Below are 23,939 nucleotides of genomic sequence, written 5' to 3'. Positions count from 1 at the left end.
TTAGAGTTTTTCTATATTAAGGGGTATCTAAATGAATGAAAAATGGACAATTATAGATGCATTGCGCCATTCAAGACATGATTGGCTCAATCGTATGCAGATGGTGAAAGGAAACCTTTCACTTGGAAAAGTGGAAGAAATTCATAGTCTCATCGATCGTTTTGTCCAAGAAGCGAGACAAGAATCCAATCTGATGGGCCTATCAATGCCTTTATTTTCAGAGTGGATTTTAACATATAATTGGAAACAGCAGCCGTGCTTATTGGAGTACGAAGTATTAGGGAAATTAGATAACTTATCTCACTTAGATGAGACTGTATGTACATGGACGAATCAATTTTTCTCAATGCTTCAGCATAGTTTAGACGTATATGTTGAAAATTATGTTTGTATCACAATTGAATGTGACGCGGAGAATGCTCGTTTCTTTTTTGATTTTCGTGGTAAGCTAACGAGTGTAGAAGAACTACAGAATTGGCTTGCGACCCAAAACAATAAATGGTATTCCATTTCTTATACAGTGCGAGACGAAGAAGTCTCAGTTATATTACAACCAATTGAAAAAAGTGTGGTGAAATAATGTTTGTAGATCAGGTCAAGATATATGTAAAAGGCGGCGACGGTGGTAACGGTATGGTTGCGTATCGTCGTGAGAAGTATGTTCCTAAAGGTGGCCCAGCAGGTGGCGACGGCGGTAAAGGTGCAGATGTTGTTTTCGTAGTTGAGGAAGGCTTACGTACATTAATGGACTTCCGCTACCAACGTCATTTCAAAGCTGATCGCGGTCAGCACGGAATGAGTAAAGGTCAGCACGGACGTAAATCTGAAGATTTACTTGTAAAGGTTCCGCCAGGAACAGTAGTAAAAGATGAAAAAACTGGTCAAATTCTTGCTGATTTAGTAACGCATGGACAAACTGCTGTAATTGCAAAAGGTGGCCGTGGTGGCCGTGGTAACTCACGTTTTGCAACAGCTACGAACCCAGCGCCAGAAATCGCTGAGAACGGGGAACCAGGTCAAGAGCGTGATGTCATTCTAGAACTTAAAGTACTAGCAGACGTTGGACTTGTTGGATTCCCAAGTGTAGGTAAATCTACATTATTATCTGTTGTATCATCAGCGCGTCCGAAAATTGCAGAGTATCACTTCACAACAATCGTTCCGAATCTTGGTGTTGTTGAAACTGGTGATAACCGCAGCTTCGTTATGGCTGACCTTCCAGGACTAATTGAAGGCGCACATGCTGGCGTCGGACTTGGACACCAATTCTTACGTCATATTGAGCGTACACGTGTAATCGTGCATGTTATTGATATGTCTGGTTTAGAAGGCCGTGATCCATATGAAGATTACGTAACGATTAATAATGAATTAAAAGAATACAATCTTCGCTTAACTGAGCGTCCACAAGTTGTTGTTGCAAACAAAATGGATATGCCAGATGCAGAAGAAAACTTACAAGCATTTAAAGAGAAAGTGGGAGACGAAGTAAAAATCTTCCCAATCTCAGCTGTAACAAGACAAGGTGTTCGTGACTTACTGTTTGAAGTAGCAAACTTAATAGAAACAACACCAGAATTCCCAATACATGAAGTTGCGGATGAGTCTGATACAAGTGTAATGTACAAATTTGATACTGAAGGTGTTAAATTTGAAATTACACGTGAAAGTGATGGCACGTTTGTTATCTCTGGTTACGATATCGAGAAAACATTCAAGATGACAGACTTCTCACGTGATGAATCTATACGTCGTTTCGCTCGTCAAATGCGCGGAATGGGTATTGATGAAGCGCTTCGTGCACGTGGTGCAAAAGACGGGGATATTGTAAAAATTCTTGAATATGAATTTGAATTTATCGATTAAGACTGCCGAAATACGGCAGTCTTTTTTATATCGTAAAAATCGGATTTATATAGGGAAAAATCCCCACTAATTAAATTTTCAATTTATAATGGAAAAAGGAGTAAATGTAGAAGAATTCTTTTATGGGGAGAAAAAGAACATGTATAAAATATTAATTGTAGAAGATGATGAGAAAATTGCGGGAATATTAGAGGAGCATTTAGAAAGGTATGGCTATCAATCATTTAGAGCAAGTGATTTACGTCATATAAAAGATGAGTTTGTAAAAATAAATCCTCATCTTGTGTTACTTGATATTAATTTACCGTACTTTGACGGTTTTTATTGGTGTCGTCAAATTCGTACTGTATCGAATGCGCCGATTATTTTTGTTTCTGCAAGAACAGGGGAAATGGATCAAGTAATGGCGATTGAAAATGGCGGGGATGATTATATTACGAAGCCATTCCATTTAGATATCGTAATGGCAAAGGTGAAGAGTGCACTTCGCCGTGGATATGGTGAGTACGCTTCTGCTGCCGAGAGTGATTGTTTAGGGGTCAATGGACTATTATTATTCCCGTCTCAGCACGTTGTTGAATGGCAGGGACAACAAACTGAACTGACAAAAAATGAGTTTTACCTATTAGAGTGTTTAATGAAACAGGCAAATCAATATGTAACACGCGAAGAGCTGTTAGAAGCTCTATGGGATGAAGTAGCATTTGTGGATGATAATACATTAACCGTAAATGTAAAACGTGTAAGGAAGAAACTAGAAGAGCTAGGCATTAAAAATGCAATTGTAACGAAACGTGGATATGGTTATGCGCTTCTTACAGAGTGGGGCGAAGGGCATGAAGGTTAAAAATTACCTCATGGACCGCTTTTCTTTAATTCTTTCTTATATTGTTAGCCTTTGTTTATTTGGGCTTGTTTTGCAGTTGCAAAGTCTTTTAGAAAAGAAATCGATTGATTGGAGTACGTGGTTATATGGACTTTTATTAGGAACAGTTGTGTTTACTGTATACCTCATTTACGATTACCGAAAACGGAGTGTGTTTTTAAAGAGTATCAAAAAGTATGTTACTGGCGGAAATACATTACATGACTCTTTACTTATTGATGAATCTTATACATTAGAGCAAGAAATGGTCGTTGAATCTTTTACGTTATTAAGACAGCAATATATGAATGAAGTTCATAAACAGCATGCGAAAGAGCAACAGCAAATGATATTTATGAACCAATGGATTCACCAAATGAAAACACCAGTATCTGTAATTGAATTATTGTTGCAGAAGTTTGGCAAGGAGCATCGTGAGGCAAGAGCAACAGTTGAAAGTATTCGTGAAGAAAATAACCGTATACTAAATGGTTTAGATTTAGCGTTACATATGGCAAGGCTAGAGCAGTTTGCGAAGGATTATAAAGTAGAAGTAGTAAATGTTATAGATGTCGTGCGAGGTATTATTAATGAAAATCGAAAATCCTTCATTCAATCGTCTGTATTTCCGAAAGTGATGTTTGAAGAAGATACTTGTATGGTTGCATCTGATAGAAAATGGCTGAGTATTGCTATAGGTCAAATTGTTGTAAACGCAATCAAGTATACAAAAATTTCAGCGGCAGAGAAAAAAGAAATTCAATTTCAAATTGAAGAGAAAAATCAAAAGGTGTTATTACATATTAAGGACAATGGAATTGGTATTCCAGAGCAAGACGTAAAGCGCATATTTGATCCATTCTTTACGGGAATAAATGGACGTAAAACGAGAGAAGCGACTGGGATGGGCTTATATATTACGAAGGAAATTTGCGATAATTTACATCATGGAATGTATGTTCAATCGGCTGAAGGAGAAGGAACAACATTCACGTTCCAATTTGCAAAAGATGAAGAGTATCATACATTAATGAGAAAAATGACAAAACTGTAAGATAACAAAACGTTTTGTAAGGGAAATCACTCGTTTCTTTTTCTTATTTTTCTTATAGTAAATGTAAGAAGAAAACACATAGGGGGATTAGAAATGAGTGTTCTTGAAGTAAAAAGATTAACGAAGGTGTACCAATCGAAAGGTTCAGTAGCGACGACTGCTTTAAACGATATAAATTTTAAAATAGAAGAAGGCGAATTTGTAGGGATTATGGGTCCTTCAGGAAGCGGAAAAACGACGCTTTTAAATTTATTAGCAACAATTGATAAGCAAACTTCAGGTCATGTGCTTGTAAATGGTGAAGAAATTAATCAAATGCGTGCTGCAAAATTAGCGGAGTTTCGCCGTACACATTTAGGGTTCATTTTCCAAGATTTTAACTTACTTGATACGTTATCGATTAAAGAAAATATTATTTTACCGCTTGTAATGGCGAAGAAATCTGTAAATGAAATCGATGCGAAAGTGCTTGAGATTGCAAAGTTTTTAAATATTGAAGAAATATTAAATAAAAAAGTATACGAAGTATCAGGCGGACAACAACAACGTGCAGCAGCAGCGAGAGCAATCATTCATGAACCGACGTTAATTTTAGCAGATGAGCCAACTGGAAACTTAGATTCGAAGTCAGCGAAATCGCTAATGGGCGCTCTGCAAGATTTACACGAGCAAAAGAAAGTAACGATTGCAATGGTTACGCACGATCCAGTAGCGGCTAGTTATTGTGAACGTATCCTTTTCATACGCGATGGAGAAATTTTCTCGGAAATACATAAAGGAAGAACGAAACAAGCCTTTTTCCAAGAAATTCTGGACGTACTTGCGATGCTAGGAGGAGAGTATCATGAACTTTCGCCAGCTCGCGCTTAATAACGTAAAAGGAAATTGGCGTAACTATAAAGCGTTTCTTATAAGTAGTTGTTTATCGATTGTCGTATTTTTCATGTATGCTTCTTTTATTTATCATCCAGATGTCGTAAGCGGTAATATTAGTATGAGGAAGATGATCACAAAAGGATTAGAATCGATGAATTATATTGTGGTCATCTTCTCGGCACTCTTTATTTTATATGCAAATTCAACGTTTTTACGAGCAAGAAAAAAAGAGTTTGGTCTACTAACATTAATTGGCGGAACGAAATCGCAGCTCGGCCGAATGATTATATTAGAGCAACTGATGTTAGGTAGTATTGCAATTGTAGTTGGTATTGGGGCTGGAATGCTTTGTTCAAAATTATTTTTCCAAGCGTTAAGCGTATTATTGAAAATAGATAAGACACTTCCACTCGTTTGGAATAGTAAAGCAATTCTTATTACAGCTGGTGTATACTTTATTCTATTTTTAATCCTATCATTGTTTAGTGTTTGGACAGTCGGACGCTTGCAAATTATTGATTTATTAAGAGAAGCAAGAAAGCAAAAAGTAGAGCCGTTTGCATTTACATGGTTATGTGTAGTTGGTATAGGATGTATTATTGCTGCGTATGTACTTAGCTTCCAAGTAACGTTTCTGAATTTTCTCATCCTCTTTTTACCGGTGGTAGGACTGACAATTGGCGGAACGTATTTACTATTTACACAAGGTAGTACAGTCGTATTAAAAGCATTGCAAAAACGAAAACAATCTTTTTATACGTACCCAAATATGTTCGTCCTTAGTAACCTTATTTATAAAATGAAAGATAATGCTCGTTTTCTATTTGTAATTTCTATTATTACGGCGGTTGTATCCTCGGCAGTTGGCACGCTTTACGTATATTTTGAAAATTTGAGTGCGAAAACGGTAGAACTTACACCACACGCTATTTCATATGAGGAAAAGGGGTTAAATACGCATAGCCTTATTAATGAAGAAAAGGTACAGGAGCTTGTGAAGAGACATGGGTTTGAAGATGCGCGAAAAGTAACCTACGTTAAACTACCGGCAACACAGAAAATAACGTTGTTTAATAGTGAACATGAAGTACCGATGACGATTATTTCAGAAAAAGAATATAATGCAGAAGTGCGTGAACAAAAGAGAGAGCAAGTTACAGAAGTTCATAATGCACCAGGCAGTGCAACGATGGTTATGGTCGATATGGCAAATGAACTGATGAAGATAGACCGTACAAAACCGTATGAATTTACAATTAATGGACAAAAGCAGTCTGTTCAGTTAAATAGCCCAACTTCATTTTCTGTTTTTAATGATAGTGAATATCTCGTTGTAAATGATCAAGATTTTGAGAAGTATGCAAAACTCGTACCAGATGAAGAAAAGACGAAATATTACGGTTATTATATTGAGGATTGGAAAAGTACAGAAGATCTTGTATTAGATTTGAAAAATGAAATTGCACCAGAAAAGCAAGGAGAATTGAGAAATTCAGTGTTTGCGTATAAGGATATAAGAGAAGGTGGAGCGATTACAATGTTCATCGGTTTCTTCGTGGCGGTACTGTTCTTCTTCTTCGCTTGTAGTATGACATACTTTAAATGGTTTAACGATAAAGAACAAGATCGTATTCAATTTAAATCGTTAAAGAGAATCGGTATGACAGATAAAGAAATTCGCAAAATTGCGATTCGACAAATGGGAGTTATCTTCTTTATCCCAATTTTAATCGGTTCCATTCATAGTGGATTTGCTCTTCATACGTTAGGGAAAATGCTTTATATTGATTTATGGAAATCAGGTGCGCTTGTAATTGGAGCATACATTTTAGCTTCTGCCATTTACTTTATGATCGCGCAAAGAGGATATTTAAAACACGTAAAAAGCTAGGGGAACCTCTAGCTTTTTGCCTATGTAGTAAGTTACAGGAGGACGATAGATGAACATTCGGCAACTAGCGCTGCAAAATATAAAAGGAAATTGGCGTAATTATAAAGTGTTTTTCTTAAGTAGTTGTTTTGCAATATTTGCTTCTTTTGCATATATGTCTGTCATTGTACATCCGTATATGCAAGAGACGATGTGGTATCAAAACGTACGCTGGGGACTTATCATATGTAATGTTATAATTATTTCTTTTTTCGTCATATTTATTTTGTACTCTACTTCTATTTTCATAGAAGCACGTAAGAAAGAATTAGGGTTATATATGTTAATGGGAGCAACGAAGTCTAATGTAATAGGACTAATTATGACCGAGCAAATATTAATTGGAATTTTTGCTAATATTTTCGGTATAGGGCTGGGCTTGATCTTTTTAAAGCTCTTCTTCATGGTGTTTAGTATGTTACTGGGGCTTCCGAAAGAACTCCCTGTTATATTTGACGTAAGTGCGATTGGTGTAACATTTATTACATATATGGTCGTTTTTATTCTGTTATCTTTTATAAGTGCTTTACGTATATGGAATATAAAAATTATTCGGTTATTGAAAGAATTTCGAACAGATAAAAAAGAGAAGAAAACATCAAAGTGGCTTTGTATATTCGGCTTTATTTGTTTAGGGATAGGATATGCGTTAGCGCTACAAGTGACGATGGCTACGATAGCAATATACTTTTTCCCTGTGTCTATACTTGTCTTTTTGGGAACGTATTTTTCTTTCGCGCATGGTGCTACCCAAGTGTTAGAAATGATAAAGCGAAATAAAAAGATTATGTATACATATCCATATTTATTTATAGTGAATCAATTGTCACATCGAATGAAGGAAAATGGTCGCTTTTTCTTTCTGATGTCTATGGCAACGACGTTTGTAGTTACGGCAACAGGTACGGTGTTCTTGTATTTTTCTAGCATGCAAGATATGTGGCGAACTGGAGGGATACACTCGTTTTCGTACATAGAAAAAGGTATTTCTACTTATGAAGTCTTTGAAGAAGGTGCGGTTGAAAAATTACTGAATCAATATGGGTATGATGATTTTCAATATATGAGTTTTGTTGGAGTGTATGCATCCTTTCAGTCTAATAAAGGAGAAACAACAATAGCACCGCTTATAAAAGAAAGTGATTATAACCAAGAAGCGAGGAAACAAAAACAGAAAACATATCATCCTAAAAAAGGTACAGTGACACTCGTTTATTATAATAAATACAATAATTCGAATGTATATAATCAAAAAGAGATTCAATTGCAAGTAATGAATCAACCATATCAATTCGTATTTAACGGTCAGAAAGAAGGGGTTCAATTTAACTATCACCCTTCGTACATTAATGGTCTGTTCTTCGTTATGAATGATGAAGACTTTGACAATATAGCAAATAAGGTTCCTGATTCTGAAAAGATGATATATAGAGGCTACACATTATCAAATATCGAAAAGACGAAGAAATTGAACGAAGATTTACGGAAACATATGAAACAAGATAATAATAATGCATTTCGAAGTAATATGGAGTTATATGTAAGTATGAAAGAAGGCGGCGATATTACTCTATTTGTGGGCTCGTTTATTAGTATATTATTCTTTCTTACTTCATGTAGTATCGTGTATTTTAAATGGTTCCATAATATTGCATCGGACCGAAAGCAGTATGGTGCACTCTCTAAACTTGGAATGACGAAGGAAGAAGTATGGAAAATTTCTCGTTGGCAATTATGTATGCTATTTTTTGCGCCAATTATAGTAGGGAGTATGCATAGTGCAGTTGCGTTATATACGTTTCATAATACTTTCTTTATGGATGGATCATTAAAAAAAGTAGGTTTGTTCATTCTGTTTTATATCGTAGCATGTATCATTTATTTCTTCTTCGCTCAAAGAGAATATAAGAAACATTTAGACTAGCAAATGCTAGTCTTTTTTAAATATTCGAAATTTACATAGAAGAATATAAAAAAGTATGGTATAACAGTAAGAAAACGAAAAAGAGGGGAAAAGACGATGATTCGAGTAGGATATTTAGGACCAGAAGCAACATTTACAAATATGGCGGTGAGTCGTTTTTTTCCGGAAGCAGATCATGTACCGTATCGAACGATTCCAGATTGTATAGATGCAGCTGCAAATGAAAATGTAGACTTCGCAGTCGTACCGTTAGAAAATGCAATAGAAGGTTCAGTGAATATAACGGTTGATTATCTTGTACATGAGCAGCCGCTTTCTATTGTAGGAGAAATTACAGTACCAATTCAGCAGCATTTACTTGTACATCCGCAGTATGCAGAAGTGTGGGATGAAGTATATGCGGTGCATTCTCATCCGCATGCCATTGCACAGTGCCATAAGTTTTTAAATGAAGAATTAAAAGGAGTAACTGTTCGAGATATGACATCCACAAGTGCCGCTGCGCAATATGTGAAAGAACATCCTGAAGAGAAAATTGCCGCTATTGCAAATGAAGCAGCTGCAGAAAAATACGTATTAACAATTGTGAGACGTAGTATTCATACGCATAAAAATAATCACACACGTTTCCTAGTACTCCATAAGAAAAAGAAAGCAATACTCCCAAATAACGGAGAGAACCGCGGAGAGAAAACGACGCTTATGATAACGTTACCTGCAGATTATGCAGGTGCCCTATATCAAGTGCTATCAGCTTTCGCATGGAGAAAATTAAACTTATCAAAAATCGAATCGCGTCCGATGAAAACAGGTCTTGGAAATTACTTTTTCTTAATCGATGTCGATAAAGCATACGATGACGTATTATTGCCAGGCGTAACGATGGAACTTGAAGCACTCGGTTTTTCTGTTACTGTGCTGGGGAGTTATTCTTCTTATTGGTTGTAAGATGTAGATGGAATATTTGTATTTGCCTAATCGTCCATATCATTTCATTGCCTAGTATATTTTTTGATAGATTAATAAAATCCCACCTGCAAAAGGTGGGATTCTTTATCCCGCTATTTGCCGGGCAGCCCGATTGGTGAGGGCTGATTGAAGTTTCACTTTATTTTAACTTCGCAAGACGATCTTCTAACTGACCACGCCAAATATCAGCTAGTTCTGGAACAGCAAGAATTTTTTCAATGCCATCTTTATCTTTTCTATTATGAAAATAAATTTCGTTAGAGAACAAAACAGAAACATTGCCGGGTTGACGTTCTAGTAATGTAATTTTAGAATCTTTACGTACAGTACCTTCTTGAAGAACACGGCATAGGTAGCCAGTAAATCCAGTTGCTACAATGCGCGGCAAAATGCCAGGGATGCCAAGACGTTTTGAAATTGTGCTACAAGGTACGCGAGCTTGCGTTACTTGAATGATTGCTTCGCCTAGTTGATATGTATCTCCGATGCATACGTCATGCTCTAACATATTTGTTACGGTAATGTTTTCACCAAATGTGGAAGCGGGAAGCGTAGTTTGAAATTCCTCTTCCCATAGTGCGTAATGCTCGTGTGGGTACACACAAACGGCACGATCAGGTCCGCCATGATGTTTTAAATCCGCTACGTCATCACCACGAAATCCGTCTTTTGAGAGAAAGGCCTCTTCTGTAGGAGCTTTACATATACCTGTTATCATTTCTTTATCTTCGCCATATTTCATTTGTTTCGGTTTGCCAATGCTAAAGTGAACGAGTTCAATTCCCATATTTGATCTCCTTTACGATTGATTACAATATTATAGCATTAAAAAAGCACAGAGAATGATAAAAACTCTGTGCTTTACATTAATAAACGAGAAATCCTGCTTTATCCAGTGCCTCACAAGCAGCATCTAATTTTTCTTTAGAATCTGCCTCGATTGTATGTAAGTGAATACCATCTGTTAGTTGTGAAAGATAGGAAGCATTTGTGTTTTCGATTTTTTGTAAATATTGCTCTACATCAAAGCGATTGCTTACCATAATGGATGCTGTTAAGTCACCGTATACAGGATGCTCAACTTTTACGTCTTTAATCGTAACGCCATGGTCAACAAGCATTGTAAGTTCCTGACGTACTTCTGCTGGTTTATGTTGGCATACAATTACGCGTTCGAAAGTTTGTTGCTTCTCTTGTGGCTTTAAATATAAATAACCTTGAGCAGTCGCAATAATTGGTTCGTTTCGTGCTTTAAGCAAGGAAATATCTTGCACGATAACTTGTCTACTTACGTTCGTCTTTTTCGATAGTTCATTCCCCGATAACGGTTCATTTGCAGCAAGAAGCCACTGGAGGATAAGCTGTCGTCTTTCTTCACCTAAAATCTTTTTTTGTTCATTTTGTTTCATTATGATTTAACACCTCTATAAAATTGATTTCCAATTGTGTGTAGTGCATGAATAGTAGTATCAATTTGATCTTTCGTTGTTTGTTGTCCGAAAGAGAAGCGGACATATTGTTTGGCCTCTTCATACGTTTTTCCAATTGCAAGCATAGTTTTCGAAGGTTCTTGTTTAACGACTTGGCAAGCACTTCCGGTGGAAATGGCAATACCATGACGATTACATTCTAGCATAGTATATTGACCTTCTATTCCTTTTATTGTAACCCCAACAATATGTGGTAAACAAGAAGTAGAATGACCTTCTACTTCAATTTCTAGCGGAAGTGTTTGTATTTGCTCTAAAAAGTAGGATCGTAACTCTTTAAAACGTAAACTTTCTTCCCATTGAGTTTTTAATATATTTTCAGCAGCTGTTAAAAAAGATGCGATGCCGGGAACGTTCACTGTACCTGGGCGAAATCCTTTTTCGTGAGAAGTTCCTGGAAATACTTGTTCCCAGCGAGATTGCGGATTTATGTAGCAAGCGCCGACACCTTTTGGGCCGTATATTTTATGTGCTGAAACAGAAAGACTATCAATCCCCATCTCAAAAACATGGATAGGCAGTTTACCAAATGTTTGCACACAATCCGTATGAAATAAAACATTATATGTTTTTAAAAGTGCACCGATTTCTGTAATGTTTTGAACGGTTCCGATTTCAGAGTTTCCATGCTGTATACTTGCTAGCACAGTATCTTCTGTAATAGCTGCCTCTAAATCTACTAAACAAATGAGTCCGCTTTTATAAACAGGAATTTCAGTGATCGTATAGCCTTTTGATTTTAGAGATTGAAAATAACTTCGAATGGATGCATGTTCCATAGGTGTCGTAATAATATGCTTCTTATTTCGGGCATTTAGAAGTGATTGAATCGCAAGATAGTTCGATTCCGATCCACCGCTTGTGAAAAATACTCCTTGTTCTTTGCCTCCAATCATTTCCGCAAATGTTTTTCGGCAAACTTGTAATAAAGAAGAAGCCGTTCCTCCAATATCATGTAAACTTTGTTCATTTCCGAAGTATTGCGAAGCTGCTTTCATATATGTTTGTAACGCTTCCTCGCTCATAGGTGTAGTAGCTGCATAATCAAGATATATCATCATGTAAGTTCCTCTCTCTAGTAAGAGTTACATTTCTTTTACTTTTTAAATGGTAGTGAAAATAAGAATTATAAAAAAACTCTTGTCATTATTTTAAAACTATGTAAATATAGGTGTCAAGACAGTTGAAAAGTGTAAAGTAGGAGGCAACAATTATGCCAAGTGCAGATGTCTTAATTATTGGAAGTGGCGTTGCGGCACTTCGTGTTGCAAAAGAGATTTGTCACGAAAAGAATGTGATTATTATCACAAAGGAGACGAAACGTAGTAATAATACACATTTAGCTCAAGGTGGAATTGCCGCAGCGGTAGCTACATATGACAATCCTAATGATCATTTTGAAGATACGTTAGTAGCAGGGTGTCATTATAACAATGAAGAAGTGGTCCGTTATTTAGTCGAGGAAGGACCGAAAGAAATTAATAACCTTATTGAAAGAGGAATGAAATTTGATGGAGATGAAACAGGTCCTCATCTTGGAAAAGAAGGAGCGCATCGAAAACGTCGTATTTTACATGCAGGTGGCGATGCAACAGGAAAGAATTTATTAGAGCATCTTATTCAAGAAGTAGCTCCATACGTTACGGTAGTGGAACAGGAAATGGTGCTCGATTTTATTATAGAAAAAGATAAATGTGTTGGGGCTTTAACTCGCAACAATAAAGGAGAACTGAAACGTTACAATGCAGATTATACGGTGTTAGCTTCAGGCGGTATTGGCGGTTTATACGCCTTTACTTCTAATGATGAGACAATTACAGGTGATGGACTTGCAATGGTGTACCGTGCAGGCGGAGAGCTTGTAGATTTAGAGTTTATACAATTTCATCCGACGATGTTATACGCGGGTGGGCGTTGTTCCGGCCTCGTGTCCGAAGCTGTTCGCGGAGAAGGAGCTGTCCTTATAAATGGAAAAGGGCAGCGTTTTATGATGGATATACATTCCGAACAGGATCTAGCGCCTCGTGATGTAGTTGCAAGGGCTATTCATGAACAGCTACTTGCGGGTGAAAAAGTGCACTTAAACATCGAAATGATTCAAAACTTTGAACAACGCTTTCCGACCGTGTCATCGATATGTAAAACGAATGGAGTCGATATAAATAAAAACCTTATTCCAGTCGTGCCCGGTACTCATTTTCACATGGGTGGCGTGAAAACGAACTGTGATGGAGAGACGTCTATTCCGAACCTATACGCAGTCGGGGAAGTAGCTTGTAATGGGGTTCATGGTGCAAATAGATTAGCAAGTAATTCATTATTAGAAGGACTTGTGTTTGGAGGAAGAATCGGAAGGCACATTTTATCTAGAGAGACAAAAGAAAAGATGAACATGCTAGCCGAAAAAGAAGCAAAGTTTATCGTTCTGAATCATTTACCGACGAAAGAAGAAATACAAAAATGTATGATGAAATATGTTGGGATTGTGCGAACAGAGCAAAGTTTATTTTATGCGAAGAGATGGCTTAGTAAGTACGGTGTTCGAAATATGATATTACAACATGATGTTCTTACGAATGAAGAGATAACGCTTATTAATATGTTAACAGTTTGTGAGCTTATAGTTGTTTCAGCCCTGCAAAGAGAAGAAAGTATTGGCGGGCATTACCGAAGTGATTATCCAGATAAAAATATAGGAAAGAAAGAGATTGTTCGAGTAAAGAGAAAACTACAACTTGTGTGATGAGGGGAAGAGGGGCTTTATGAACACGATAAAAGTTAAAGAAGCATTAAATCGATTTTTTTTAGAAGATATAGGAGAAAGAGATGTAACATCTCAGCTTATTTTTCCAGATAACTTACTTTCGAAAGGAACGTTTCTTGCGAAGGATACAGGGGTCTTTGCAGGGCGTTTAGTAATTGAATCAGGATTTAAATTAATTGATGAGAGAATTGAAGTAGAGCTTTATAAAAAAGATGGGGATCTTGTAGAAAAAGGCGAAATCATTGCAACTGTGCAAGGTCCAATTGCATCGTTATTAACAGCAGAGCGCGTTATATTAAACGTTATTCAGCGTATGAGCGGAATAGCGACGATGACGCGTAAAGCGGTTCGTGCTTTAGATAGTAGTCATACTCGCATTTGTGATACGCGAAAAACGATGCCAGGACTACGTATGTTTGATAAGTATGCAGTCGTGTGCGGCGGTGGATTTAATCATCGCTTCGGTTTATATGATGGTGTCATGATTAAAGACAATCATATTGCGTTTGCTGGTTCTATTACAAAAGCTGTTACATCAGTGAAAGAAAAGTTAGGACATATGGTGAAAGTAGAAGTAGAAACAGAAACTGAGGAACAGGTGAGAGAGGCTGTTGCTGCTGGTGCGGATATTATTATGTTCGATAATCGTACGCCAGATGAAATCCGGGAGTTTTCAAAAATTGTACCAAGCGCTATTTTTACAGAAGCTTCAGGGGGCATCACAATTGAAGATTTATCGAAATACGGAAAAACAGGGGTAGATTATATTTCACTTGGAGCGTTAACACATTCAGTGAAAGCACTTGATATTAGTTTCAATATTGAAGGGTAAGGAAAGTGGCTTAGAGGGGGAGAAACGTATATGAGTATTTTAGAACAAGTACAGCCAATTGAAACGATGTTACCAGAGCGTTATTACACGATGTCAACGGAAGATATGGAAAAGCGTGTTCGTGAAATTAAAGAGAAAATGGGGGAAATGTTATTCATTCCAGGGCATCATTATCAAAAAGATGAAGTGGTACAATTTTCAGATGCAGCAGGGGATTCACTTCAGCTTGCGCAAGTTGCAGCGAGCAATAAAGAAGCAAAATATATTGTGTTTTGCGGGGTGCACTTTATGGCGGAAACAGCAGATATGTTAACGACAGATGATCAAGTTGTCATCTTACCAGATATGCGTGCAGGTTGTTCGATGGCGGATATGGCAGATATTGAACAAACAGAAAGAGCATGGAAAGAGCTAAAGAAATTATTTGGAGATACGATGATTCCGTTAACATATGTGAACTCTACAGCTGCAATTAAAGCGTTTTGTGGTCGTAACGGAGGAGCAACAGTAACTTCTTCTAATGCAAAGCAAATGGTATCTTGGGCGTTTACTCAAAAAGAACGTCTCGTCTTTTTACCAGACCAACATTTAGGAAGAAATACAGCGTACGATTTAGGTATCCCGTTAGATAAAATGGCAGTATGGGACCCACACACAGATTCATTAGAGTATGATGGGGATATAGAAGAAATTCAAGTGATTTTATGGAAAGGGCATTGTTCTGTTCATCAAAATTTTACAGTGAAGAACATTGAGAGCGTACGAAAAAATCATCCTGATATGAATATTATTGTACATCCAGAATGTTGCTATGAAGTGGTAGCTGCTTCAGATTATGCAGGCTCAACGAAGTATATTATTGATATGATTGAATCAGCGCCATCTGGTAGCAAATGGGCGATTGGTACAGAAATGAATTTAGTGAACCGAATTATTCAGCAACATCCAGATAAAGAAATTGTTTCACTTAATCCATTTATGTGTCCATGTTTAACGATGAACCGAATTGATTTGCCTCACTTATTATGGGTACTTGAAACGATAGAACGAGGAGAAGAAATTAACGTTATTAGCGTAGATAAACAAGTAACGGAAGAAGCAGTTCTCGCATTAAATCGTATGTTAGAGCGTGTGTAAAGCAACGGTATTCCCGTTGCTTTTTTTCATACATATAATCATAACGAGAACGAAATGGGCATACATTATTTTGAAGAAATCATTGTGGTTTTTTATGCTTATTCCACTTCGAACTCTATTGAAAATAGAAGAAGTGATAAAAGTGAAAAGAAGTTAACGTTATGTAGAAAGGGTTACTTCATGAGATTTGTTACTTATAGATAAGTTATACAGGAGGGGGAAAATTTGAAAATTCATATCGTGCAAAAAGGGGATACCCTTTGGAAAATTGCGAAAAAGTACGGAGTGGATTTTGACACGCTAAAAAAAACAAATACACAACTTAGTAATCCAGATTTAATCATGCCAGGTATGAAAATTAAAGTGCCATCAAAGAGTGTTCATATGAAACAACAGGCTGGAGCAGGCTCAGCGCCTCCAAAGCAATATGTAAAAGAAGTGCAGCAAAAAGAATTTGCAGCAACACCAACTCCGCTTGGAATAGAAGATGAGGAAGAAGTTACGTATCAATCAGCGCCAATTACACAGCAGCCAGCTATGCAACAAACACAAAAAGAAGTGCAAGTAAAACCGCAGAAGGAGATGCAGGTGAAGCCGCAAAAAGAAGTACAGGTGAAACCACAGAAGGAGATGCAGGTAAAGCCGCAAAAAGAAGTACAGGTGAAACCGCAAAAAGAACAGCCAATTCAAAAAGAAAAACCAGTTGAAAAACCGTCTGTTATTCAAAAACCACCTGTAATAGAAAAACAAAAACCGGCGGAAAAAGAAAACACGAAGTTTTCGGTAAATGTATTACCGCAGCCGCCACAACCACCAATAAAACCGAAAAAAGAATATAAAATTTCAGATGTAATAAAAAAAGGAAGCGAGTTAATTGCTCCTCAAATTAGTAAAATGAAACCTAACAATATCATTTCTCCGCAAACGAAAAAAAACAATATAGTATCGCCGCAAGTGAAGAAAGAAAATGTAGGGAATATAGTATCGCCGCAAGTGAAGAAAGAAAATGTAGGGAATATAGTATCGCCGCAAGTGAAGAAAGAAAATGTAGGGAATATAGTATCGCCGCAAGTGAAGAAAGAAAATGTAGGGAATATAGTGTCACCGCAAGTGAAGAAAGAAAATGTAGGGAATATAGTATCGCCACAAGTGAAGAAAGAGAATGTAGGGAATATAGTGTCACCACAAGTGAAGAAAGAGAATGTAGGGAATATAGTATCGCCACAAGTGAAGAAAGAGAATGTAGGGAATATAGTGTCACCACAAGTAAAGAAAGAAAATGTAGGGAGTATAGTATCACCAAATGTATCGAAAGAAAATGTAGTTATTCCACAAGTCATACCGCCAAATATTCAAATACCAAACATTATGCCAATCATGGATAACAATCAACCACCAAACATCATGCCGATAATGGATAACAATCAACCACCAAACATCATGCCGATAATGGATAACAATCAACCACCAAACATCATGCCGATAATGGATAATAATCAACCGCCGAATATGATGCCGATAATGGATAATAATCAAATGCCGAATATGATGCCGATAATGGATAACAATCAAATGCCAAATATGATGCCGATAATGGATAACAATCAAATGCCAAATATGATGCCGATAATGGATAATAATCAAATGCCGAATATGATGCCGATAATGGATAACAATCAAATGCCAAATATGATGCCGATAATGGATAATAATCAAATGCCGAACATGATGCCAATCATGGATAACAATCAAATGCCAAATATGATGCCGATAATGGATAATAATCAAATGCCGAACATGATGCCAATCATGGATAATAATCAACCACCGAATATGATGCCATATCAAATGCCATACCAACAGCCTATGATGCCACCAAATCCATATCAAATGCCGTATCAGCAAGGAGCGCCGTTTGGACCGCAATATACGTCTATGCCAAATCCGAATATGATGCCAATGGATAATAATATGCCACCGCTCGTACAAGGAGAAGAAGATTGTGGATGCGGAGGAGAGAGTAGGTTATATAGTCCGCAACCTGGTGGGCCACAATACGCGAATCCTTTATATTATCAACCAACTCAATCGGCATATGCACCACAGCCAGGAACGATGTATTATCAACCAGATCCGCCAAATGTATTTGGGGAGCCGGTTTCAGAAGAAGAGGATGAAGAAGAAGTTTAAAAAAGGTGGGATTATTCCCACTTTTTTGTATGTAGAGTCGTTCTGAAAATGGAAGATTTACATCAAATGTTAGAAAATTCCCAGTGAAATATTAACAGTGTAAAAACCTTCTCTGTTACTCATTATAAGAGGGAGCTTTTCAGAAGAGAAGTTCATTCTAACAGAGGGGGTTTTTGTATTGAATACGAAAGTAAAAGTGATTGCTGCTTCTTTGTTAGTTACCAGTGCGTTAGCTGCATGTGGTACACCAAAAGATAACAATGCAATGGATGGACGTAACTACAACTATAAGCATACAGCTTATAATGATACACACCAGTACCGTGATAATGTAGCGCGTAATGATCGCTATACAGATTATGTAACATATAGAAATGGTCGTAACGATACAGGGTATAACAATTATTACCGCGATGTAAATTACAACGGTCAAATTGCTAATCCGCATCCAACACGTAATATTACAATGAACAATTCATACATTAACAATGATGGTAAAACTGCAGAAAGAATTACAAATCGTGTGAAACGTATGAATAACGTAGACCGTGTGTCTACAGTTGTATATGGAAACGATGTGGCGATTGCGGTAAAACCACGTAACACAGTGACAAATGAAACGGAGATGGCGAACGAAATTCGTCAAGCGGTTTCAAATGAAGTTGGAAACAGAAACGTATATGTTTCTGTAAGAAATGACATGTTTACTCGTGTCGATGCAATGAGTACACGCTTACGTAACGGTACAGTTACAAACGACTTTAATCGTGACATAACAAATATGTTCCGAGACATTCGTTACGGTTTGACAGGTACTGTGCGATAGCAAAACAAAAGAGGAAGGGGTAGCCCTTCCTCTTTATTCATCGTCATCTTGTAAACGACGCTTTTTAATAAAATAACTAAAGGAATAAGAAACCAAAAAGCATATGAAGAAAACACTACCTGTTAAAATAGCTTCAAATAGAGGTCTTTCAGGACTGAAAATGATATAAATAGTAGTTATAATAATTCCAACAATAAGAGAGCGTAAAACAAGCTTGTAATAAGGAGTTAATTTTATTTCCTTTTCGCCTTCTTCTACATCGATTGAAACACTTAACTGTAAATAAGCAAGTAAAATACTCGTAAGCATAAATAATAGCCATAATGGAGATTTCGTAATTTGATCAATTCCTTCAGTGAATCCGATATAGCCTAAAATGCCAATTATACCAAGTGATTGAAAAAGAAAAGCAATTCGAATGTTTTTTAATGTTTGCAGAATAAGACGTTCATCCTTAATTTTTTTCATAATATCTATCTCCTGTTTATTATGATTTCGCTGTTATATTAATTGTAACATATATATTGCATTTATCAATTTATAATTTACATATAATTCTTTTGGATGAAAGAGGAAAAATATTTTTATAAACATGTTGCACTTATACTTTATTAATGTTATATTAGTGAAGCGATGAGCTAATTTACGTAAGACGAGAGATATGCTTAAGTGCTAAACACGCGAATGTGGTCGCCTGGTCTCTCGCCGTAAACGCATCAAGACGCCTGCTTTGCAGGCGTCTTTCATTTTATATGAATGTAAAAGGAAGAATGGAGAAATCCAATCTTCCTTTTTTTATTGAAATAAAAGTCGGAAAATAAAGTTATTTACAAGTGTAAATGAAAGAGTTACTATTTAATGGTAATATATTACATGTTTTTTATATATAAAAGGTTGGGATGAATAGGATATGGAGAATTTTGAATGTAGAAATACAGAAGTTGTATTAGAGAAATTTCAGGTCGTAACACCTATATTTCAGGCGTTGGGAGATGAGAATCGTCAGCAAATTATTATGCTGTTATTAGAAAATAAACAGATGAATGTCACGCAAATAACAGATAAAATGGGGATTTCTAGACCAGCTGTTTCGCATCATTTGAAAATTTTAAGACAAGCAGAACTAATTGTAGCGAATCGGAATGGAAAAGAAATTTTTTATTCTATAATAGCCGGAGAATTTTTAAAACAGGTAAAGGATTTAATTCAAGCAATAGAGTCAAATTACTAATTTTTTTAACCAATAAGTAAACAAGTTTAAACTTATAAACATGTTTTGTGGAAAAGGGGTAATAAAAATGAATGGTATAAATCGTATGTACGTAATTATGTTACTTGTTCCTTTGTTTTGGGGTGGCTCTTTTGCGACAGCGGAGCATATTATTACGGAAATTCCACCCATTACTGCAGCAACAATTCGTTTTGGTTTAGCTGGTTGTATTTTAATAGGCATAGTGTTTATGAAGTCTGAGTGGAATACGAGTTTGTTATTAAAGAATTGGAAAGGGTTGTTATTTGTATCACTAACAGGTATTTTTGGTTACAACGTTTTTTTCTTTATGGGACTTCATTATACTTCTACTATGAATGGCTCACTTATTATTGCTACAATGCCAGTCTTTGTGACATTAGGAGCAATATTATTTTTTAAAGAGTCTTGGAGTATAAAAGTCGGAATAAGTTTAACTTTGTCCCTTGTCGGTGTAATAGTTGTTATTACGGGTGGTTCAATGCATATACTTATGTCTTTGTCATTTAATAAGGGAGATCTTTTATTTATAGCTGCTTTAACCTGTGGGGTTTTATATAGCTTAACAGGAAAAAAAGTTATGAGTGGTGTCTCCCCATTGTTAACTACAATGAGTATGACGGTATTGGGTACTGTGTTTTTAGCAGGTCTTTCTCTATATGAAGATGGATGGGGGAAGGTTGCGACGCTTTCTTTACAGGGATGGATAGAAATGTTGTATATGGTCATATGCGGGATGTTAGTTGGATATATCGTGTTTAATAAAGGGGTAGAAGAACTAGGTGCAAGCAAAGCGAGTATGTATTTAAATTTAACTCCTATTGTGGCTACTGGTATATCAGTTGTATTGTATGGAGCAGCTGTTACGTGGCAACAAATAGTTGGGATGATAATCGTATTAATTGGGGTTTATATAGCAACGGTACAATCAAATAAAGGTATAAAAAAGTTTTCACGTAATCAATACGTTTCGAAATAGGTAGAAATCATTGGACTCTATAAGTCTTAATGAGAGTAATCTATGAATTAGGGATAAAACCTCCATTTCCGGAAAAACTACTAATGAAAGTTTGATCTTGCCTAAAAGAGGTGAACGGAAATGAGATGGATACTGATTACGATGCAAGCTTTCGTTATGATGTTTTGTTTCGTTTATGAAACGAATGTGAAGGCGGAAGGTCCAGTACCAGAAGTAACAGAAAAAGAGCCCAGAGTTACAATTTTATTAGAGCGAATGTATGTTGATGGCGAAGTAAGTGAGGAAATCTTTACAGAAAAAGTAGCGGACTTAGAAAAGTTTTTACAGCAATATAAAGAATGGCAGCTCGTTGATCGTGATGATGTACAAATTGTATTACAAAAGAAAGTTGATGATATTTCTCCGTTATTAAAGACGAGCGGTTATTTCGGTGTGTCAGAGGAAGGGATATTACAAATTTTCAAAGGTGTACCGAAAAGTGATAATGCGATTCATTCCTTCTTTCAAATTGATATGAAAAAGCTGGAGAGTTATGAGCGTGCAAAATTGAAGCGTGGTATTCGTATTAAATCAAAAGAAGGTTTTGTGAAGACGATTGAAAAAATGAAGCAATACGCAGTGCAAAATAAGAAAAAAAGCAGCTCATGGTGAGCTGCTTTTTTTCTTATTTATTTTTATCTAAAATTTGTTTTGCAATTTCATCGATTAGCATGTCTTTTCCAATTGGATTGAATGCTTTCGTATTGAAGATTTCATTCGATACTTCGTATACGTGATTGTTTTTAACTGCTTTGTTGTCTTTCCAAACGGCACTGTTTTTGTAGTCTTCGTAAACTTTATTAGCTTCACCGCCAAAGTTTACAATAAACATTTAATCAGGTTGGAATGCAACAAGACCTTCTAACGATACTTGTGCCATCGTTTGTTTTAAATCTGTACCTTTTGTTGTTGGAAGTTTTAAGTCGTTAAAGATGATGTAACCCCTTTAATTAATATTGATAATCATTATCAATATTTGTATATTAAATTGATTTATATTTTCTGTCAATGGAAAATAACAGAAGTTTCGAATGGAGAACATTTGTTGGGGCAGTCTCGCTTTTCTATCATTAAATATGTTAAAATGGAATACATGATTTAAGAGGGAGAGATCGTATTTTGTTTGAATATGTTACAGGTTACGTGGAGCATGTAGGGCCGGAATATGTCGTAATTGATCATAATGGAATTGGTTATCAAATTTTCACACCGAATCCGTATGTATTTCAAAGAAGTAAGCAAGAAATCCGTGTCTATACATATCATTATGTGAGAGAAGATATTATGGCACTTTACGGGTTTAAAACACGTGAAGAGCGTTTATTATTTACAAAGTTGTTAGGCGTGTCCGGCATTGGGCCAAAAGGCGCTCTTGCAATTTTAGCTTCTGGTCAAACAGGACAGGTCGTTCAAGCGATTGAGCATGAAGATGAGAAGTTTTTAGTGAAGTTCCCAGGTGTCGGAAAGAAAACAGCACGCCAAATGATTTTAGACTTAAAAGGAAAACTAGCAGATGTCGTACCGGATGCATTTGTTGATCTATTCTCAGACACAGAACGTTTTGATGAGAAGAAAGGTTCATCAGCTGAGCTTGATGAGGCGCTGGAAGCTCTGCGCGCACTTGGATACGCAGAACGCGAGGTTTCTCGCGTTGTACCAGAGTTATTAAAAGAATCATTAACAACGGATCAGTATATTAAAAAGGCACTTAGTCTTTTACTAAATGGTAAGAGGTGAGTATAATGGACGAACGTCTCCTTTCAGGGGAATCTGCATATGAAGATTCGGATTTAGAATATTCATTACGGCCACAGACGCTCCGTCAGTATATTGGCCAAGATAAAGCGAAACATAATTTAGAAGTATTTATTGAAGCGGCGAAAATGCGTGAAGAAACGTTAGATCACGTACTTTTATATGGACCACCAGGTCTTGGTAAAACGACGCTTGCGAATATTATTGCAAATGAGATGGGCGTTAATGTTAGAACAACTTCAGGCCCGGCAATTGAAAGACCAGGAGATTTAGCGGCTGTATTAACAGCGCTTCAGCCAGGGGATGTATTATTTATTGATGAGATTCATCGTTTGCATAGATCGATTGAAGAAGTATTGTATCCTGCGATGGAAGACTTTTGCCTTGATATCGTAATTGGAAAAGGGCCTTCAGCACGTTCTGTACGCCTAGATTTACCGCCATTTACATTAGTTGGAGCAACGACACGCGCCGGAGCATTATCGGCACCGCTTCGTGACCGCTTCGGTGTACTTTCAAGGTTAGAGTATTACACAGTAGATCAGCTTTCTGCGATTGTTGAACGTACAGCAGAAGTATTTGAAGTTGAAATCGATTCATTAGCTGCATTAGAAATTGCAAGACGTGCTCGTGGTACACCGCGTATTGCGAATCGTCTTTTAAGACGTGTACGTGATTTCGCGCAAGTTCGTGGTAATGGAACGGTTACGATGGAAATTACACAAATGGCATTAGAGCTATTGCAAGTAGATAAATTAGGTCTAGATCATATTGATCATAAATTACTGCTTGGTATTATTGAGAAATTCCGTGGTGGTCCAGTTGGATTAGAAACGGTTTCAGCAACAATTGGAGAAGAATCTCATACGATTGAAGATGTGTATGAGCCGTATTTATTACAAATTGGCTTTTTACAACGAACGCCAAGGGGCCGAATTGTAACGCCACTTGCGTATGAGCATTTCGGAATGGAGATACCAAAAGTATGACGGAGATGCCCAAATTGCTTATTACAGCGGGTATTTTACTCATCGTTGTTGGATTAGCTTGGAAGTTCATTGGAAGGCTTTCAGGCGATATTTTTGTGAAAAAAGGAAACGTTACCTTTTATTTTCCTATCATTACATGTATTGTTTTAAGTATTGTATTATCTTTTATTATGTATATAATAAATCGATTTAAATAAGAAATAGG

Annotated in this window: 22 protein-coding genes and 2 pseudogenes; 19 read left to right on the top strand and 5 right to left on the bottom strand. The window is 36.6% G+C overall.

Annotated elements, in window-relative coordinates:
• Positions 1-31 precede the first annotated feature (31 nt).
• The 8 genes from ACTJJY_RS05815 to pheA all read left to right on the top strand — a co-directional run bounded on the left by ACTJJY_RS05815 (position 32) and on the right by pheA (position 9,463).
• On the top strand, positions 32-580 hold the full coding sequence (locus ACTJJY_RS05815) for a Spo0B C-terminal domain-containing protein (protein WP_440605171.1): 549 nt from the start codon (positions 32-34) through the stop codon (positions 578-580).
• On the top strand, positions 580-1,866 hold the full coding sequence (obgE, locus tag ACTJJY_RS05810) for a GTPase ObgE (RefSeq protein ID WP_000497127.1): 1,287 nt from the start codon (positions 580-582) through the stop codon (positions 1,864-1,866). Before ACTJJY_RS05815 ends, obgE begins: the two co-directional genes overlap by 1 nt.
• A gap of 139 nt (positions 1,867-2,005) precedes the next feature.
• Positions 2,006-2,713 carry a winged helix-turn-helix domain-containing protein gene (locus tag ACTJJY_RS05805; RefSeq protein WP_440605170.1) on the top strand — a complete coding sequence of 236 codons (708 nt, stop codon included), beginning with the start codon at positions 2,006-2,008 and terminating at the stop codon, positions 2,711-2,713.
• Positions 2,703-3,785 (top strand): HAMP domain-containing histidine kinase, encoded by a 1,083-nt coding sequence (locus ACTJJY_RS05800; protein ID WP_440605169.1) that lies wholly within the window; start codon positions 2,703-2,705, stop codon positions 3,783-3,785. Before ACTJJY_RS05805 ends, ACTJJY_RS05800 begins: the two co-directional genes overlap by 11 nt.
• Positions 3,786-3,878: 93 nt before the next feature.
• Positions 3,879-4,655 carry an ABC transporter ATP-binding protein gene (locus ACTJJY_RS05795; RefSeq protein WP_440605168.1) on the top strand — a complete coding sequence of 259 codons (777 nt, stop codon included), beginning with the start codon at positions 3,879-3,881 and terminating at the stop codon, positions 4,653-4,655.
• Positions 4,630-6,552 (top strand): FtsX-like permease family protein, encoded by a 1,923-nt coding sequence (locus tag ACTJJY_RS05790; protein WP_440605167.1) that lies wholly within the window; start codon positions 4,630-4,632, stop codon positions 6,550-6,552. Before ACTJJY_RS05795 ends, ACTJJY_RS05790 begins: the two co-directional genes overlap by 26 nt.
• A 49-nt stretch (positions 6,553-6,601) precedes the next feature.
• Positions 6,602-8,515: an ABC transporter permease gene (locus tag ACTJJY_RS05785; protein ID WP_440605166.1), complete on the top strand. Its 1,914-nt coding sequence runs from the start codon at positions 6,602-6,604 to the stop codon at positions 8,513-8,515.
• 96 nt (positions 8,516-8,611) lie between these two features.
• Positions 8,612-9,463: a prephenate dehydratase gene (gene pheA / locus ACTJJY_RS05780; protein WP_440605165.1), complete on the top strand. Its 852-nt coding sequence runs from the start codon at positions 8,612-8,614 to the stop codon at positions 9,461-9,463.
• Between the two features lie 160 nt (positions 9,464-9,623).
• On the opposite strand, the gene ACTJJY_RS05775 is transcribed toward pheA, so the two are convergent.
• The 3 genes from ACTJJY_RS05775 to ACTJJY_RS05765 form a co-directional block, all read right to left on the bottom strand.
• On the bottom strand, positions 9,624-10,271 hold the full coding sequence (locus ACTJJY_RS05775) for an MOSC domain-containing protein (RefSeq protein WP_063548684.1): 648 nt from the start codon (positions 10,269-10,271) through the stop codon (positions 9,624-9,626).
• A 79-nt stretch (positions 10,272-10,350) separates the two neighbouring features.
• Complete coding sequence (locus tag ACTJJY_RS05770; protein ID WP_000812275.1) at positions 10,351-10,893, bottom strand: transcription repressor NadR; 543 nt, start codon at positions 10,891-10,893, stop codon at positions 10,351-10,353.
• The gene (locus tag ACTJJY_RS05765; RefSeq protein WP_440605164.1) at positions 10,893-12,035 is read right to left on the bottom strand and encodes an IscS subfamily cysteine desulfurase; all 1,143 of its coding nucleotides are present in this window, start codon (positions 12,033-12,035) and stop codon (positions 10,893-10,895) included. Before ACTJJY_RS05765 ends, ACTJJY_RS05770 begins: the two co-directional genes overlap by 1 nt.
• 152 nt (positions 12,036-12,187) lie before the next feature.
• Here ACTJJY_RS05765 and nadB point away from each other — a divergent pair, with 152 nt between their 5' ends.
• From nadB to ACTJJY_RS05740, 5 genes and pseudogenes are all read left to right on the top strand, one after another.
• Complete coding sequence (nadB, locus tag ACTJJY_RS05760) at positions 12,188-13,717, top strand: L-aspartate oxidase (protein ID WP_440605163.1); 1,530 nt, start codon at positions 12,188-12,190, stop codon at positions 13,715-13,717.
• A 19-nt stretch (positions 13,718-13,736) separates the two neighbouring features.
• On the top strand, positions 13,737-14,570 hold the full coding sequence (nadC, locus tag ACTJJY_RS05755; RefSeq protein ID WP_440605162.1) for a carboxylating nicotinate-nucleotide diphosphorylase: 834 nt from the start codon (positions 13,737-13,739) through the stop codon (positions 14,568-14,570).
• A gap of 30 nt (positions 14,571-14,600) precedes the next feature.
• On the top strand, positions 14,601-15,707 hold the full coding sequence (gene nadA, locus ACTJJY_RS05750) for a quinolinate synthase NadA (RefSeq protein WP_440605161.1): 1,107 nt from the start codon (positions 14,601-14,603) through the stop codon (positions 15,705-15,707).
• A 225-nt stretch (positions 15,708-15,932) separates the two neighbouring features.
• Positions 15,933-16,089 (top strand): annotated as a pseudogene (gene safA / locus ACTJJY_RS05745) (SafA/ExsA family spore coat assembly protein); the annotation flags it as partial.
• Positions 16,090-18,075: 1,986 nt separating this feature from the next.
• Positions 18,076-18,723, top strand: a complete 648-nt coding sequence (locus ACTJJY_RS05740) for a YhcN/YlaJ family sporulation lipoprotein (RefSeq protein ID WP_375807173.1) — start codon at positions 18,076-18,078, stop codon at positions 18,721-18,723.
• 33 nt (positions 18,724-18,756) lie between these two features.
• On the opposite strand, the gene ACTJJY_RS05735 is transcribed toward ACTJJY_RS05740, so the two are convergent.
• Entirely contained in the window at positions 18,757-19,191 is a 435-nt protein-coding gene (locus ACTJJY_RS05735; protein WP_440605160.1) for a branched-chain amino acid ABC transporter substrate-binding protein, read from the bottom strand.
• A 442-nt stretch (positions 19,192-19,633) separates the two neighbouring features.
• Here ACTJJY_RS05735 and ACTJJY_RS05730 point away from each other — a divergent pair, with 442 nt between their 5' ends.
• From ACTJJY_RS05730 to ACTJJY_RS05720, 3 genes are all read left to right on the top strand, one after another.
• Positions 19,634-19,954 carry an ArsR/SmtB family transcription factor gene (locus tag ACTJJY_RS05730; protein ID WP_139866538.1) on the top strand — a complete coding sequence of 107 codons (321 nt, stop codon included), beginning with the start codon at positions 19,634-19,636 and terminating at the stop codon, positions 19,952-19,954.
• Positions 19,955-20,021: 67 nt separating this feature from the next.
• A complete protein-coding gene (locus ACTJJY_RS05725; RefSeq protein ID WP_440605159.1) occupies positions 20,022-20,951 on the top strand; it encodes a DMT family transporter in 930 nt (309 codons plus the stop codon).
• Between the two features lie 120 nt (positions 20,952-21,071).
• Positions 21,072-21,602 (top strand): BofC C-terminal domain-containing protein, encoded by a 531-nt coding sequence (locus ACTJJY_RS05720; RefSeq protein ID WP_440605158.1) that lies wholly within the window; start codon positions 21,072-21,074, stop codon positions 21,600-21,602.
• 13 nt (positions 21,603-21,615) lie between these two features.
• Here ACTJJY_RS05720 and ACTJJY_RS05715 read toward each other — a convergent pair.
• Positions 21,616-21,933 (bottom strand): annotated as a pseudogene (locus ACTJJY_RS05715) (ABC transporter substrate-binding protein); the annotation flags it as partial.
• Between the two features lie 176 nt (positions 21,934-22,109).
• Between ACTJJY_RS05715 and ruvA the strand changes: the two are divergent.
• From ruvA to ACTJJY_RS05700, 3 genes are read left to right on the top strand one after another with little or no spacing between them, the layout of a single operon-like run.
• Positions 22,110-22,727 carry a Holliday junction DNA helicase RuvA gene (gene ruvA, locus ACTJJY_RS05710; protein WP_016080199.1) on the top strand — a complete coding sequence of 206 codons (618 nt, stop codon included), beginning with the start codon at positions 22,110-22,112 and terminating at the stop codon, positions 22,725-22,727.
• A gap of 5 nt (positions 22,728-22,732) precedes the next feature.
• Entirely contained in the window at positions 22,733-23,734 is a 1,002-nt protein-coding gene (gene ruvB / locus ACTJJY_RS05705; RefSeq protein WP_000344464.1) for a Holliday junction branch migration DNA helicase RuvB, read from the top strand.
• Positions 23,731-23,931: a DUF2905 domain-containing protein gene (locus ACTJJY_RS05700; RefSeq protein WP_336455820.1), complete on the top strand. Its 201-nt coding sequence runs from the start codon at positions 23,731-23,733 to the stop codon at positions 23,929-23,931. Before ruvB ends, ACTJJY_RS05700 begins: the two co-directional genes overlap by 4 nt.
• Positions 23,932-23,939: the final 8 nt, after the last annotated feature.

The organism is Bacillus sp. 22475, assembly GCF_052044835.1.
GTDB classification, from domain to species: domain Bacteria; phylum Bacillota; class Bacilli; order Bacillales; family Bacillaceae_G; genus Bacillus_A; species Bacillus_A cereus.
Note: the sequence above shows the minus strand (reverse complement) of the source record. Positions and strands in the feature narration are given on the sequence as shown.

What these genes read in the sequence shown, in the direction of transcription:
- ACTJJY_RS05815 (WP_440605171.1), top strand. Translation starts at nt 32, where the DNA reads ATGAATGAAAAATGGACAATTATAGATGCATTGCGCCATTCAAGACAT.
- obgE (WP_000497127.1), top strand. Translation starts at nt 580, where the DNA reads ATGTTTGTAGATCAGGTCAAGATATATGTAAAAGGCGGCGACGGTGGT.
- ACTJJY_RS05805 (WP_440605170.1), top strand. Translation starts at nt 2,006, where the DNA reads ATGTATAAAATATTAATTGTAGAAGATGATGAGAAAATTGCGGGAATA.
- ACTJJY_RS05800 (WP_440605169.1), top strand. Translation starts at nt 2,703, where the DNA reads ATGAAGGTTAAAAATTACCTCATGGACCGCTTTTCTTTAATTCTTTCT.
- ACTJJY_RS05795 (WP_440605168.1), top strand. Translation starts at nt 3,879, where the DNA reads ATGAGTGTTCTTGAAGTAAAAAGATTAACGAAGGTGTACCAATCGAAA.
- ACTJJY_RS05790 (WP_440605167.1), top strand. Translation starts at nt 4,630, where the DNA reads ATGAACTTTCGCCAGCTCGCGCTTAATAACGTAAAAGGAAATTGGCGT.
- ACTJJY_RS05785 (WP_440605166.1), top strand. Translation starts at nt 6,602, where the DNA reads ATGAACATTCGGCAACTAGCGCTGCAAAATATAAAAGGAAATTGGCGT.
- pheA (WP_440605165.1), top strand. Translation starts at nt 8,612, where the DNA reads ATGATTCGAGTAGGATATTTAGGACCAGAAGCAACATTTACAAATATG.
- ACTJJY_RS05775 (WP_063548684.1), bottom strand. Translation starts at nt 10,271, where the DNA reads ATGGGAATTGAACTCGTTCACTTTAGCATTGGCAAACCGAAACAAATG.
- ACTJJY_RS05770 (WP_000812275.1), bottom strand. Translation starts at nt 10,893, where the DNA reads ATGAAACAAAATGAACAAAAAAAGATTTTAGGTGAAGAAAGACGACAG.
- ACTJJY_RS05765 (WP_440605164.1), bottom strand. Translation starts at nt 12,035, where the DNA reads ATGATGATATATCTTGATTATGCAGCTACTACACCTATGAGCGAGGAA.
- nadB (WP_440605163.1), top strand. Translation starts at nt 12,188, where the DNA reads ATGCCAAGTGCAGATGTCTTAATTATTGGAAGTGGCGTTGCGGCACTT.
- nadC (WP_440605162.1), top strand. Translation starts at nt 13,737, where the DNA reads ATGAACACGATAAAAGTTAAAGAAGCATTAAATCGATTTTTTTTAGAA.
- nadA (WP_440605161.1), top strand. Translation starts at nt 14,601, where the DNA reads ATGAGTATTTTAGAACAAGTACAGCCAATTGAAACGATGTTACCAGAG.
- ACTJJY_RS05735 (WP_440605160.1), bottom strand. Translation starts at nt 19,191, where the DNA reads ATGAAAAAAATTAAGGATGAACGTCTTATTCTGCAAACATTAAAAAAC.
- ACTJJY_RS05730 (WP_139866538.1), top strand. Translation starts at nt 19,634, where the DNA reads ATGGAGAATTTTGAATGTAGAAATACAGAAGTTGTATTAGAGAAATTT.
- ACTJJY_RS05725 (WP_440605159.1), top strand. Translation starts at nt 20,022, where the DNA reads ATGAATGGTATAAATCGTATGTACGTAATTATGTTACTTGTTCCTTTG.
- ACTJJY_RS05720 (WP_440605158.1), top strand. Translation starts at nt 21,072, where the DNA reads ATGAGATGGATACTGATTACGATGCAAGCTTTCGTTATGATGTTTTGT.
- ruvB (WP_000344464.1), top strand. Translation starts at nt 22,733, where the DNA reads ATGGACGAACGTCTCCTTTCAGGGGAATCTGCATATGAAGATTCGGAT.
- ACTJJY_RS05700 (WP_336455820.1), top strand. Translation starts at nt 23,731, where the DNA reads ATGACGGAGATGCCCAAATTGCTTATTACAGCGGGTATTTTACTCATC.